This window comes from Ramlibacter sp. (genome assembly GCF_035627355.1).
Taxonomy (GTDB): domain Bacteria; phylum Pseudomonadota; class Gammaproteobacteria; order Burkholderiales; family Burkholderiaceae_C; genus Ramlibacter.
This window is the reverse complement of sequence record NZ_DASPLW010000048.1, coordinates 1-15,593: the sequence shown is the minus strand read 5'-3', so window position 1 is coordinate 15,593 and position 15,593 is coordinate 1. Positions and strand designations below refer to the sequence as shown.

Annotated in this window: 2 protein-coding genes; one reads left to right on the top strand and one right to left on the bottom strand. The window is 69.9% G+C overall.

What is annotated here, in order from left to right; translation table 11 throughout:
- Window position 1: 1 nt before the first annotated feature.
- On the bottom strand, window positions 2–1,219 hold the full coding sequence (gene gspF, locus VEC03_RS12065) for a type II secretion system inner membrane protein GspF (RefSeq protein WP_324915505.1): 1,218 nt from the start codon (window positions 1,217–1,219) through the stop codon (window positions 2–4).
- A gap of 156 nt (window positions 1,220–1,375) precedes the next feature.
- Here gspF and VEC03_RS12060 point away from each other — a divergent pair.
- Window positions 1,376–15,593 (top strand): DUF4347 domain-containing protein (locus tag VEC03_RS12060; RefSeq protein WP_324915503.1); only part of this gene is annotated, 14,218 nt, incomplete at its 3' end.

Sequence of the window (15,593 nt, the reverse complement as noted above, 5' to 3'; positions counted from 1 at the left end):
GTCAACGCACCAGCTGGTTGAGCTGGATGATGGGCAGCAGCACGGCCAGCACGATCAGCATCACCACCAGGCCCATGCTCACGATCAGCAGCGGCTCCAGCACGGTGGCGAGCTGGATGGCGCGGCGCTGGACCTCGTTGCCGAGCTGGTTGGCGGCCCGCTGCAGCATCACCGGCAGCTGGCCGGTCTGCTCGCCGAGGCGGGCGAACATCGATAGCAGGCCAGGGAAGCGCTTCTTCTGCGCCAGCGCCGAGGCGAGCGGCGCGCCCTCGCGCACCAGCACCAGCGCATCCATGGCGTCGGCTCGCATGGCTCGGTTGTTCAGGGTTTCGGCGGCCGCCTGCAGCGCCCTCAGGATCGGCACCCCGGCGGCCGTGAGCATGGCCAGGGTGTTGCCGAACTGCGCACTGTTGTAGCCGCGGGACAAACGCCCCAGGACCGGCAGCGAAAGCCAGCCGGCGTCGAATCTCTCACGAAATCGCTCATTCTTGAGCAGGGTCCGTAGGACAATTCCCACGCCCAGCAGCAGCACCGCGACGATCCAGCCCCACTCGCGAACGAAAGCACTCAAACCCAGCATGGCCACGGTCAGGAACGGCAGCCCGCGCTTCGTTCCGGCGAACACGTTCGCCACCTGGGGTACGACGTAAGTGACGAGGAAGACGACGATGGCCAGGGCCACCACCGTAACGATCGCCGGGTACAGCGCCGCCCCGGTCAGCCTGGCCTTGAGCGCCTGCCGGTTCTCCAGGTCGTCCGCCAGCCGCTCCAGCACCATCCCCAGGTGGCCGCTCTGCTCGCCGGCGCTGACTACCGCGATATAGATGTCGGAGAACTCGCGTGGGAAATGGGCCAGGGCCGAGGCGAACGTGGAGCCTGCGTTCACTTCCGCCCGCAAGGCGGCCACCAGCAGGCGCTCGGCCTCGCTCGGCGCTTCCTCGGACAGCGCGGTGAGCGCCCGCTCCAGCTGCAGGCCCGACGCCACCAGCCCGGCCAGCTGGCGGGTCCAGACCGCCAGCTGGGTGTCGCCGAACACCCGCCGGCGCCAGCGGCTGCCCAGCCCGCTGCCGGTGCCGCCCGCGGCCACGGGCCGCACGTCCAGCGGGACCAGCGACTGCGAGCGCAGCTGCCCGCGCGCCGATTTGGCGGTATCGGCTTCCATGACGCCGCGCCGGGTGGCGCCCTGCGCGTCCAGTGCTTCGAAAGCGTACGCGGGCATTGAGGGATCCCATCGCGCCAAGCGAAACGACCAGCCAGCCGTCCCTCCGGCGGATCGGTTCACCTGTCGGATAATTGTTTCAAAACGTTGCCGTGCGTTGCGGCGTATTGCAAGATCAGCGCCGGGGATCGGCCGGTCCCCGAGAGGAGTGTAAGCATGTCGAAGAAGGTGCCGAAGAAGCGGCGCAGCCGGCTTCTGGCCCTGGAACCGCGCGTCCTGTTCGACGGGGCGCTGGTCGATACCGCCGCGGCCCTGCCCAAGGCCCTGGATGCCGCCCAGGTGGCCCAGGCCACCGACGCCGCTGCCCACGCCGACCTTCCCGCCGACCTGCACCCCGACCTCGCGGCACTGGCCCAACTGGCGCTCGCGACGGCGGGCGAGGCCCCCGTCGCAACCGGCGCGCCGGCCCCGGTGGAGTGGCTGATCATCGACGGCCGCGTGCCGGACGCCTCCACCCTGGCCAGCCAGGCCCGTCCCGGCATGCAGGTGCTGGTGCTGGACCCGTCGGCCGACGGGCTGGCCCAGATCCGGCAGGCCCTGGCCGCCGACGGCCGGCCGGCCGACGTGCTGCACATCGTCAGCCACGGCGCCCCCGGCTTCGTCCGCCTGGGCAGCACCAACCTCGATGCCGCGCAACTGGAAGGCCGCGCGGCCGACCTCGCTGCCATCGGCGCCAGCCTCACCGCCTCGGGCGACCTGTTGCTGTACGGTTGCGATGTCGCGTCCACGGCCGTCGGCGAGCGCTACGTGGACCGGCTGGGCCAGCTCACCGGCGCCGACGTGGCGGCCTCCCGCGACGCCACCGGCGGGGCGGCACGCAACGGCAACTGGCTGTTCGAGTACAGCACGGGTGCCGTCACGGCCTTGCCGTTCCTGTCGGACGCCGACGGCCGCGCCTACGGCGCGGTGCTCCCGACCATCGACCTGGCCGGCAACACCGGCTGGACCCCGCTGCTGTATGGCAGCCGGCAGGACCCCGCGGGCGACATGCAGGCCGCCGCGGCCAGCACCGACGTGGTCGGCGACCACATCCACCCGACGCTGTTCTATGCCTACGACGACGGCGGCACCGACAGCGAGGCGGACGACGGCATCATGTTCCGCTTCCGCGTCAGCGGACCGAACAGCCAGGGGCGCTTCGGGGCCTACGGGATCATCGGCATCGACGCCGACCTCAACGGCGACGTCGACATCTTCCTGATCGCCGACGACAAGCAGGGTGCCACCGTCGGCCTGTACAACCCGGGCGCCGGGCTGAACCAGTCGCCCAGCACCACCAGCTACACGGCGGCGCCGGGCCGCATCTACACCCTGGATGCGTCCAACTACGCGTTCACGGCCGTGGGCGCCGGAAGCGAGCCGCCCGAATCCTGGGACGGGAACACCGACATCGACCAGGGCGGCAAGCTCGACTACTTCGTCTCGTTCCGCATCAGCTTCGCCGACCTGAAGGCCGAACTGGCTCGCACCAACGTCACCGGCAACCCGGCCGAGGGCATCGCGATCGACCGGTTCTCGCCGCTGCGGTTCATCCTCGCGACCGCCACCCAGGACAACTCGCTCAACGGGGACATCGGGGGCGTGATCGGCGCCAATAAGTCCACGCTCACCTGGGAGCAGCTGGGCGCGTACTCGCCCGTCGTCAGCGCCTCCAACTCGCCGCCCATCATCACCAGCGGCGGCGGTGGCCAGACGGCCAGCTACACCGTCGCCGCCAGCGCGACGCAGGTTGCCACCATCACGTCCCGGGATCCCGACGGCAGCGACACGCTGCGCTACGAGATCACCGGCGGGGCGGACGCCGGCAAGTTCACCATCGATGCGATCACGGGGGTGCTGAGCCTGCATCCCTCGTTCACACCCAGCGTGACCGCGCCGACCGACGCCGACGGCGACGGCCGCTACGAGGTCACGGTCGGCGTGCGCGATTACTCCGACGCGGGCGCCACCCAGGCCAAAGGCGGCCTGGACACGCAGGACCTGCTGGTCAGCATCGTCGCCGAGCCGGACAACACCCGTCCCGAACTGGACCTGCGCACCGGCATCACGCCGGCCGACGGCGCCACCGGGATCGCGCCGAACGCCAACCTGTTCATGCGCTTCAGCGAGGCGGTGCAGCCGGGGACCGGCTACATCTACATCCGCCACGCGGGCACCGGCGCGATCGTGCGCCAGATCGACGTCAACGACCGCGACCAGGTGCGCTTCTCCGGCAACACCGTCTCGGTCAACCCCATCTTCGACCTGGCCGCCGGAACCGCGTACTACGTCGAGATCAGCGCAACGGCCTTCCAGGACCTGGCCGGCAATACCTTCGTGGCGCTGGACAGCACCGGCGGCGCCCCCCTGATGACCGGTGGCGCGCCGGCCGGCGTCAACGACACCGACCCGGGCGCCACCTACAAGTGGAACTTCACGACCGGCTCCAACCAGCTCAATGACGGCACGCCGCCGACGCTGGTGTCCTCCGCGCTGACCCGCTCGGACGGCAGCACGGCCAGCCCGGCCGACAACGCCACCAACGTCAGCGTCACCAGCAACCTGGTGCTGAACTTCAGCGAAGCGGTCTTCCCGGACAACGGCTACATCGAGATCCGGCGCAGCTCCGACGGCGCGCTGGAGGCGCGCATCAGCTCCGCCGACACCAAGCAGGTCGGCTACAGCGCGGACGGCAAGACGCTCACCATCAATCCGGTCTCGGACCTGGACCAGAACACCGACTACTACGTGGTGATCGAGGGCACCGCCCTGCAGGACGGCTCGGGCAACCGCTACGCCGGGATGGAGCCGCTGAACCAGGGGGTGAGCAGCGCCTATCCGCTGAACTTCAAGACCGGCGTCGACACGGTCGCGCCGACGGTTTCGGGCGTGTCGGCCGCCAACCTGGATGGCACCTGGATCCAGGGCGACACCATCTTCGTGACGGTGCGCTTCTCCGAGCAGGTCTACGTGACCGGCACGCCGCAGCTGCAGTTGCAGCTGGCCGGCGGCGTCACCCGCACGGTCAACTACGTCAGCGGCTCGGGCGCCGACACGCTGATCTTCTCGTACGCCATCCAGCCGGGCGACAGCACGCCCGACCTGGACTACGTGGGCGCCGGCTCGCTCACGCTGAACGGCGGGAGCATCAAGGACTCGGCCGGCAACAACGCCAACTTGGCGCTGCCGGCGCCGGGCAGCGCCAGCTCGCTGGGCGGCCAGAAGGACTTGGTCATCGACATGGCGCCGGTGAACACGCTGCCGGCGCTGCTCTCCGGTGGCAACAACCTGCCGATGGCGATTGCGGCGGGTGTCGCCGACTCGGACAGCCCGACGCTGACGGTCACGCTCACGGCGACCCAGGGCACGCTGAGCCTGGGCACCGTGACCGGATTGACGTTCACGGCCGGCGACGGAACCGACGACACGATCGTCCAGGTCACCGGGACGCAGGCCCAGCTGAACGCAGCACTGGCCACCCTGAGCTTCATGGCGGATGCCGGCTACGAGGGCGCCGGCTCCGTGACCATGGAGACGACGGATGGCAAGGCCTCGATCAACGGCGTCCCCATCCAGGACACCGATGTCCTGACGCTGGACATCCGCGGTCCCGTGCCGGGCATCTCCGGCCTGGCCGACCTCGGCTACGTCGAGAACGACCCCGCCACGGCCGTGGCGCCGCTGTTGTCGCTGTCCGGGCCGGCGACGCTGGAAGGCGCGACGGTGCAGATCACCGGCAACTACCAGCCCAGCCAGGACCTGCTGGCCTTCGTGGACCAGGGGGGCATCACCGGCAGCTTCGACGCCGTCACCGGCACGCTGACCCTGACGGGCAGCGCCTCGCTGGCGCAGTACCAGGCGGCGCTTCGCTCCGTGACCTACCGCAACACCAGCGAGACGCCCTCGTCGCAGGTGCGCACCCTCAGCTTCGTCGCGTCCAGCGCGGGCGACGACAGCGTGGTCGCCACCCTGGCCATCGATGTCATTCCGGTCGACGACGCGCCCACGCTGACGCTGACGGTCGGCAACCCGACCTTCAACCAGGGTGGGGCGCCCGTCGCGCTCTTCGCCGACGCCACGTTCGACACCATCGAAGCCGGCCAGGCCATCAGCGCGCTGGTGCTGGCCGTCGGCAACGTCCGCAACGGCGCCTCCGAGGTGCTGTCGATCAACGGCCAGGACATCGGGCTGGCGTCGGGCTCGCTCACGGTGGGCGGCGTGACGTACGCGGTGGTGGTTTCCGGCAACACGGCCACCGTCACCGTCAGCGGGCTGTCGCTGACCCCGGCCGGCGCCAAGGCGCTGGTCGAAGGCATCACCTACTCGAACAACGCGGTCGCGCCGATCGGCGGCAACCGCACGGTGACCGTCACCCAGTTGCAGGACAGCGGATCCAGCACGCTGCCCGACCGCAACACGGCCAACCTCGCGCTGGCGTCCACCGTGCGCGTCGTCACCCTGAACGCGCCGCCGGCCCTGGGCGGAGGCAACCCCACTGCGGGCTACGTCGAGAACGGAGCCGGGACGGCGATCCACACGGCCATCACGCTGTCGGACGTCGACAACGCCATGCTGACCGGCGCGAGCGTCGCCATCACCGGCGGCTTCGTGGCGGGCCAGGACGTGCTGGCCTTCACCAACCAGTCGGGCATCGTGGGCAGCTACGACGCCGCCACCGGCGTGCTCACGCTCAGCGGCACGGCTTCGGTCGCGGCCTACCAGGCCGCGCTGCGCAGCGTCAGCTACCGCAATGCCAGCGACGCGCCGGGCACGGCCGACCGCACCGTCCGCTTCACGGTCACCGACGGCATCAACGACTCCGACCCGCTCACCAGCACGGTGACCGTGACGGCGGTCAACGATGCACCTGCCGGCGCCGATCGCACGCTCACCATCCTGCAGGGGGCGTCGTACGCCTTCGCGGCGGCGGATTTCGGGTTCAGCGATGCCACCGACGGCGGCGCGCATGCATTGGCGGGCGTGCTGATCACCAGCCTGCCGGCGACCGGCACCCTGACCCTGAACGGTTCGCCGGTGGTCGCCGGCGTCACCTTCGTCACGGCGGCGCAACTGGCCAGCGGGGAACTGCTGTACACGCCCGCGGGGACGGCCACCGCCAGCTTCGGCTTCCAGGTGCGCGACAGCGGCGGCACCGCCAACGGCGGCGTCGACACGGACCCGACGTCGAACGTGCTGACGCTGGAGGTCGGCATCTTCAACGTGGCCCCTGTGTTGGGTGGCGGCTCGCCGACGGCGGCCTATGTGGAGAACGGCACCGGCGTCGTGCTGCATGGCGCGCTGTCGATCACCGATCCGGACTCGGCCAACATGACGGGCGCCATCGTGCGCATCAGCGGCAACTTCGCGCCCGGCCAGGACGTCCTGAACTTCACCGACCAGAACGGCATCACCGGCGTCTACAACAGCGCCACCGGCGTGCTGACCCTCAGCGGGTCGGCCACGCGCGCCAACTGGGAAGCGGCGCTGCGCTCGATCACCTACTCGAACAGCAGCGACAGCCTCTCGACGGCGACCCGCGCGATCAGCTGGAGCGTCAGCGACGGGGTGGAGTTCTCCGAAGCGCTGTCCAGTTCGGTCACCGTGGCGGCGGTGAACGACGCGCCGGTGCTCACCAGCCCGGCCGTGGACCTGGCCTACGTCCAGGGCGGCGCGCCGCTGGTGGTCAACGGTTCGCTGCTCGTCTCCGACCTGGACAACGCCACGCTGTCGACCGCGACCGTCAGCATCAGCGCCAACCGCGATGCCAACGATCGACTCTCGTTCAGCAACGACGGGTCGACCATGGGCAACATCACGGGCAGCTACGACGCTGCGACGGGTGTCCTGAGCCTGAGCTCGGCGGGCGGCACGGCCATACTGGCTGAGTGGCAGGCGGCGCTGCGCTCGGTCACCTTCGACAACACGGGCAACCCCGGTACCGCCACGCGCACGCTGACGTTCCGCGTGAACGACGGCGCGGCGAGTTCGAACCTGCTGGCCAGCCAGTCGATTGACACCTTCCTGTACAACGAAGCGCCGGTGCTGGGCGGCGCGAACGCCTGGACCTTCAACGAAGGCGACTCGGCTACCGCGGTCAACGACGCGCTGACCATCACGGACAACGGCAGCACGCTGGCCGGCGCCGTGGTGCGGATCAGCGGCTACGTGGCGGGCGAGGACGTCCTCGCGTTCACCGACCAGAACGGCATCACCGGCAACTGGGACGCCACCACCGGGGTGCTGACGCTCACGGGATCGGCGTCCGTCGCCAATTACCAGGACGCACTGCGATCGATCACCTACGCGAACAGCAATACCCAAGCGCCGACCGCTGGCGCCCGGACCGTCAGTTTCCAGGTGGACGACGGGCAGGCCGTTTCCAACCTGTCGGGAGAGGCGCTGACGACCATCACGGTCGCACCGGTCAATGACACGCCCACCACCGCCGGCCGCACGATCAGCACGAGCAAGGGCGGCACCTATGTGTTCACCGTGGCGGACTTCCCGTTCAACGACGTCGACTCCAAGCCTCACGCCGTGATTGCCCAGCCTTCTGGCGACGGGTTCCTGCAATACAGCAGCGATGGCGTCAACTTCAGCAACTACACGGCCGGCACCGAGGTCACGTACGAAGACATCGCACTTGGCCGTCTCCGTTTCGTGGCGCATAACGGCGCCGGCAAGACCGGCACTATCAGCTTCACGGTGCGCGACGACAGTGGCGATCCCCTGACGAACACTTCATCGTCAGCCACGATCACCATCACGAACAACGGGTTCACGACGCCCACCTGGACCAATACCAATATTTCTGCGAAGGCGTTCACGGAGGGAGGGGCCGCCGTGGCGCTGGTCGACGCCTCGGTGAGCCTCTCGGCGGGCACGACCTACACCACGGCCGTCATCGGGATCACGGCCAACTTCGTCCCCGGCCAGGATCTGCTGTCCTTCACCCACAACACCACCACCATGGGTGCGGGGACGATCACGGTCACCTACAGCGGAGGGACGCTGACGCTCTTCCGGGCGAGCGGCTTCACCAACGCGCAGATGGCTGCCGCGATCAAGGCGGTCACCTACAGCAACAGCAGCGAGAGCCCGGATACCGCGACACGAACTTTCGCTGTCCAGGTGCTCACCAACGATGCCCAGGGCAACTGGAGCGCTGCCGTGGGCAGCACCCTCACCGTCGCGGGCCTCAACGACCTGCCGACGCTCACCAGCAGCGCGGATTCGCTGGACTACACCCCCGGCAGCCCGGCGCCGATCAACCCCTGGATCCGCCTGTCGGATCTCGAGGGGGGGCTGGACGACGCCACGGCCGGCAACAACGCCACTGCCACCATCACGCTGGCCAACCCGCAGGCGGGCGACACGCTCGACATCGCGATCAATGCCGCGACCATGGGCAACATCGAGCTGGTGGGCAGCCCCGGCTCGGTGCTGACCTTGCGCTCGCTTGGCGCCACCGCAACGCTGGCCGAATGGGAAGCCGCGCTGCGGGCCGTGACGTTCAACGCCAGCGGCGCCGACACGACGGTGCGCACGGTCAACTTCGTGGTGAACGACGGCACGGCCAACTCCGGCACGCTCGCCACCACGATCAACATCGGTGCGGCGGCGGCGAGCACGAGCCCGCCCGTGCTGTCGATCCCGGCGACGCTCGACTACGTCGAGAACGACCCGGCCGCGGTCATCAGCGGATCGCTGACGATCGCCGACAGCGACAGCAGCAGCCTGGCGGGCGCCACCGTCCGCATCGCGAACTTCGTGGCCGGCCAGGACGTGCTGTCCTTCACCGACCAGAACGGCATCACCGGCAGCTTCGATGCCGTCACGGGCGTGCTCACGTTGAGCGGCTCCGCCACCGTGGCGGACTACCAGGCGGCGCTGCGCAGCATCCGTTACGCGAACACCAGCGACCACCCCGACACGACCGCGCGCACCGTGGTCTTCCAGGTCAGCGACGGATCCGCCTACGGCAGCCTGTCCAACCCGCTGGCCAGCACCATCAACGTGACCGCGGTCAACGACGCGCCCACGCTGTCGGCGCCCAGCCCGCTGACGTTCAACGACAACCAGGCTCCGCAGGATTTCTTCGCCGTCACGGGCGTGCTGACCGCCGCCGACGCGGACGGGCCGGATGCGATCTACGGCATCGCGGGCGGCGTGCCCGCCGGTGCCGGCGCGCCGACGGGCATGGACGTGGAGCGGGTGGGCACCTACGGGACGCTGTACCTGAACAGCGCCACGGGTGCGTACAGCTTCGTGCCCAACGACGCCGCCATCAACGCGGTGCAGGCCGGCGCCAACCCGAGCGAGAACTTCAGCTTCACCGTCTCCGACGGCGCGGGCGGCTCGGACAGCCGCACGCTCACCGTGAACGTGGTTGGCGCCAACGACAGCCCGATCGTCGCGTCCGATGCGACGACCGCGACCTACGTCGAGGATGCCGCCGGGGTGGCCGTGAACACGGTGATCACCCTCTCGGATGCCGACAACGCCAATCTCTCGGGTGCGACGGTGTCCATCACCGGCGGTTTCCAGCCGGGCCAGGACGTTCTGGTCTTCACCGACCAGAACGGCATCACCGGCAGCTACGACGCGGGAACCGGGGTGCTCACCCTGTCGGGGAGCTCGTCGGTCGCCAACTACCAGGCGGCGCTACGGTCGGTGCTGTACCGCAACGCCAGCCAGGACCCGGTCACTGCCGGCCGCACGATCAGCTTCCAGGTCGACGACGGCGGCGCCGACGGTGCCTCCAACGTGGTGGCCAGCAGCACGGTCGCGGTGGTCTCGGTCAACGACGCCCCCGTGCTCGCCAACGGCGGCACGGTGGGCTATGCCGAGAACGGCGCGCCGGTGCCGATCAGCGCGTCGCTGGGCTTGACGGACCTGGATTCAACGAACCTGCAATCGGCCACGGTCTGGATCCAGAACTTCGTCGCCGGCCAGGACGTGCTCGGCTTCGTCGACCAGAACGGCATCAGCGGCAGCTGGGACGCCGTCGCCGGCGTGCTGACCCTGACCGGCACGGCCAGCCTGGCCGACTACCAGGCGGCACTGCGGTCCATCACCTACGCCAACGGCAGCGACAACCCGTCCGCGACGCCGCGCGCCATCCGCTACCAGGTGAGCGACGGGACCGAGACCTCCAACACGCTGTCCGCCACGGTCAACGTCACGCCGGCCAACGACCTGCCGGTGCTCGGCGGCGGTGGCGGAAACCTGGATTACGTGGAGAACGGGGCGGCGGCGCCGATCGACGGATCGATCACCGTGGCCGACCTGGACAGCGAAGGGCTGGCCAGCGCCACGGTCAGCATCACGGCGGGCCACGTGGCGTCGCAGGACGTGCTGTCGTTCGTCAACGACGGCACCATGGGCAACATCGCAGCCAGCTTCGATGCCGCGACGGGCGTGCTGACGCTCACCTCGGCCAGCGCGACTGCCACGCCCGAGGAGTGGCAGGCTGCGCTGCGCGCGGTCGCCTACCGCAACAGCAGCGAAGATCCGGCCGCCGCCGCCAGGACCATCAGCTACACGGTCAACGACGGTTCGGGCAACTCCAACACCGTCACGGCCACGGTGACGGTCCAGCCGGTGAACGACGCCCCGGTACTGGGCGGCGTGTCGGCCCCGTTGGGCTACACCGAGAACGGCGCGGCCGTGGTGGTGGACTCCGCCCTCACGCTGTCGGACCTGGACGACGCGCAGATGGCCGGCGCCACCGTCCGCATCAGCGTGGGGTTCACGCCGGGCGAGGACCAGCTGGTCTTCACCAACCAGAGTGGCATCACCGGCAGCTGGAACGCGGCGACCGGCGTGCTGACGCTGAGCGGCGTGGCCAGCGTGGCCGACTACCAGGCCGCGCTGCGGTCCATCACGTACTCGAACACCAGCGAGGACCCATCGACGGCGCCGCGCACCGTCACCTTCGAGGTGACGGACGGCACCGACAGCAGCAACGTGCGCACCGGCACGGTCCTGGTCACGGCCGTGAACGACGCGCCCGTGCTCAGTCCGGTCGGCCACTCGTTGGACGTGATGGAGGACGCGGGCGCGCCCGCGGGCAGCGCGGTGGGGATCGCCATCTCCAGCCTGGTCGCCGGGCAGCAGACCGACGTGGACGGTACGCAGCAGGGCGTGGCGATCACCGGCCTGGACTTCACGCACGGCCGCTGGTACTTCACCAGCGACAACGGGGCCAGCTGGGTCGAGATCACGGCCGCGCCGAGCGACGGCTCGGTGCTGCTGCTTTCGGCGGAGGCCGGCAACCGCCTGTACTTCCGCCCGGCCGACCACTTCAACGGCGCCATGCCCGGTGCCGTGACCTTCCGTGCCTGGGACCGCAGCGCCGGCGTGAACGGCGGCCGCTTCGACGCCTCGGTGAACGGCGGCAGCAGCCCCTTCTCGGCGGCGACCGACGTGATCGACGTGAGCGTGACGGCGGTCAACGACGCGCCGGTCGGCACCGACAACGTCATCTGGGTCGCCAAGAACGGCGAGCACGTCTTCGGCCTGGCCGAATTCGGCTTCAGCGACCCGGACGATCCGGGTGCCGGCCACGGCTTCCTGGCCGTGCAGGTCACCGTCGCGCCGGCCGCCGGCGCCGGCACGCTGCTGCGGGACACGGGCTCGGGCTGGGTGGCCGTGGGCGCCGGCGAGTTCGTCTCGGCCGCCGATATCGCTGCCGGGAAGCTGAAGTTCGCCGCCGCGCCCGGCGAAACCGGGCTGGGCCTGGGTTTCTTCAAGTTCAAGGTGCAGGACAGCGGCGGCACGGCGGACGCCGGGGTGGACCTGGATACCACCGAGCGGGCCATGCTGTTCAACGTGGGCAGCCAGGAGGCGCCCACGCTGTCGGGCGGCAACAACCTGGTGTACGAGGAGCAGACGCCGCCCGTGCCGCAGGTGGTGAACCCGAACATCTCGGTGTTCGACGTCGACAACGCGACGCTGGAGTCGGGCCAGGTGATCATGAGCCTGGGCTTCGTCTCCGGCGAAGACGTGCTCGCCTTCACCAATGACGATCCCGCGCTCTACGGCAACATCACGGCGAGCTGGGACGAGGTCAACGGCATCCTGAACCTCACGTCGGCCGGCGGCACGGCCACGCACGCGCAGTGGGAAGCGGCCTTCCGCGCCGTCACCTACATCAACCAGAGCGACGCGCCGGACACGGTCGAGCGCTTCATCTCCTTCATCGTCAACGACGGCACGCAGGACTCCAACGTCGTCACCGCGACCATCACGGTCGATCGCGAGAACGATGCGCCGACCCTCTCCGCGCCCGGCGGTGGGCTGGCGTACGTGGAGAACCAGGCCCCGACCGCGATCGACACGGGCATCGTGATCGCGGACCCGGACCTTCCGTTCACCTTCGGTGGCGGCTGGCTGCAGGTGGCTTTCACGTCCGGCAGCGGCGCCGAGGATCGCCTCACGGTGCTGCATGCGGGCACCGGAGCGGGCCAGATCGGCGTGGTCGGCAGCACGATCACCTACGAAGGCAACGTCATCGGCAGCATCGACGCCACGCTCGATGGCGTCGGCGGCCAGTCGCTGCGCATCAACCTGACGGCCGGCGCGAGCGTGGCCGCCACCCAGGCGCTGGCGCGCGCGATCGCGTACAGCAACGTCTCGGATGCGCCCTCCACCGCCGATCGAACGGTGGTGTACACGCTCAACGACGGCGGCAACACCGGGACCGGCGGCCCGCAGCAGGGCGACAGTGCGGCGATCACGATCACCGTGACACCGGTGAACGACTCGCCTTCGGGCACGGACAACGCGTTCTCCCTCAAGCAGGGCACCCAGCACGTGTTCGGCCCGGCGGAGTTCGGCTTCAGCGACCCGCTCGAGGGCCATGGCTTCGCCGGCGTGGTGATCGGGTCGCTTCCGGCGGGCGGCACCCTGGAGCGGTGGGACGGGTCGGGCTGGGTCGCGGTGGTGGTGGGCGACTTCGTCGACATGAGCGGCAACAACCTGCGGTTCACCGCGGGGGGCACGCCGGCTTCCTCGTCGTTCAGCTTCCAGGTGCGCGACAGCGGCGGCACGGCGGACGGCGGCGTCGATACCGATCCGGTCGGCCGGACGATGGGCATCTCGGTCACGGCCGGCGACCCGCCGGTGCTCGGCAGCGCCGGCAACACGGCCTATACCGAGGATGACGGTGCGGTCGGCATCCTGCCGCTGGTGACGGTCAGCGACGACGATTCGGCCAGCCTGAAGCAGGCGACCATCACGATCACCGGCGGCTACGCCAACGGCCAGGACCTGCTGGCCTTCACCGGCACGGCGAACATCGGCGGCAGCTTCGACGCCGGCACGGGAACGCTCACGCTGACGGGCGTGGCCAGCAAGGTCGAGTGGCAGCAGGTGCTGCGCTCGGTCACCTACCAGAACACGAGCAACGCGCCGAGCACAGCCACCCGCACGGTCAGCGTGGTGCTGCAGGACGACGAGCCCACGCCCAACAACAGCTCGACCGTCAACCTGTCCATCACCGTCGCCGCGCGCAACGACGCGCCGGCGCTCGCGGACGTGCCCGGGCTCTCGCTGGACAGCGTGCTGGAGGACGCGGGCGCGCCCAGCGGCGCCGTGGGCACGTCGGTGGCCGACCTCGTGGCCGGCCAGAGCGACGTGGATGGCGCGGGGGCCCTGAAGGGCATCGCCATCACCGCGCTGGGAGGCACCGGGGTGGAGGGCGGCACCTGGTACTACACGACCAACAACGGCCTGAGCTGGATGCAGGTCGGCTCGGCGCCCGGCGAGGCGGCCGCGCTGCTGCTGGCGGCGGACGGCAACTCGCGCCTGTACTACCGGCCGGGTGCCGACTTGAACGGCCTGGTCGACCCGGCGGTGACCTTCCGCGCCTGGGATCGCACCAGCGGCAGCAATGGCGGCACGGCCGATACCGGCGGCGCCAACAACGGCGGCACGACGGCGTTCTCGAGTGCGACGGCGACGGCGGCGATCACGGTGACGTCCGTGGCCGACGCGCCGGTCGGCACGAGCGGCACCATCACGCTGCTGGTCGCCGAAGCCCGGCCGCTGACCGCGGCGGATTTCGGTTTCAGCGACCCCGGCGACAGCCCGGCCGACGCTTTCGACGCGGTGCTCATCACTTCGGTGCTCGCGGGCGGCACGCTGACCTTCGATGGCGTCGCGGTCACCGCGACCCTCGGCAGCCCGCTGGTGGTCTCCGCCGCCGACCTGGCGGCTGGCAAGCTGGTCTACACGGCGGGCGCCTCGGCCGGCTCAGCCAGCTTCAAGTTCCTGGTGCGGGACGACGGGGATACTTCCACCGGCGGCGCGAACACCGACACCACCGAGCGCACGCTCACGCTGGCCACCTACGACAGCTACCCGCCGGTGCTGGCGGGCGGTAGCACGCTGGCCTTCATCGAAGGCCAGGGACCCCAGGTCGTCAACGGCGTGCTCACGCTCTCGGACAATGACGGCACCGACATCGACGGCGCCGTTATCCGCATCGCGTCGGGGTATGTGCAGGGTCAGGATGTCCTGGACTTCACGGCCGTCGGTGCCATCAGCGGGAGCTTCGATGCATCGACCGGCGAGCTGGTGCTCTCCGGCACGGGAAGCCTCGCCGAGTACCAGGCCGTGCTGCGCTCGGTCACCTTCCACAACAACAGCGACGACCCGTCCGGTGCCAGCCGCACCATCCGCTTCACGGTCACCGATGCGGATGGCAACACCAGCGCGGCGCTGGACAGCACGGTCACGGTCACGCCGGTGAACGACGCGCCGACGCTGACCGTGGGCGGCAGCGGCGGCACCTTCACCGAAGGCACCGGCAGCAGCCAGGGCGCGGCGGTCAACCTGTTCACGGGCGCGGTGACGTCCACCGTCGAGAGCGGCCAGAACATCATCGAGCTGACGCTGACGGCCACCGGCCTGCAGGACGGCAGCGGCGAGACGCTGTACATCGACGGCACCCAGATCTCCCTGGGCGCCACCGGCAGCGGCACCACGGCCACCAACGGCTTCGGCTACACCGTGACCCTCGGCGGTGGCGGCACCGCCACCATCGTGCTGAGCAAGCCCGCGGGAGTTTCGCCCAGCGTCATGTCGGCCCTGGTGAACGGGCTGCAGTATCAGAACACCAACGTCGATTCGCCGACGGAGGGGGGCCGGACGTTCACGATCACCCAGCTGAGGGATAGCGGGGGGGTGGGTAGTGGCGGTTTGGACACCACAAGCTTAGGAGTTGTCTCGTCGATAGGGGTGACTGCCCTCAATGACGCGCCGGTGCTGGGCGGCGTGGTGACGGGCACGGTGGCCGAGGACGGGACGCTGACGGCCAGCGGGACGCTGACGATCACGGACGCGGACGCCTCGGACAACCCGGTGGGGTTTGCGGACGTTGGGGCGACGG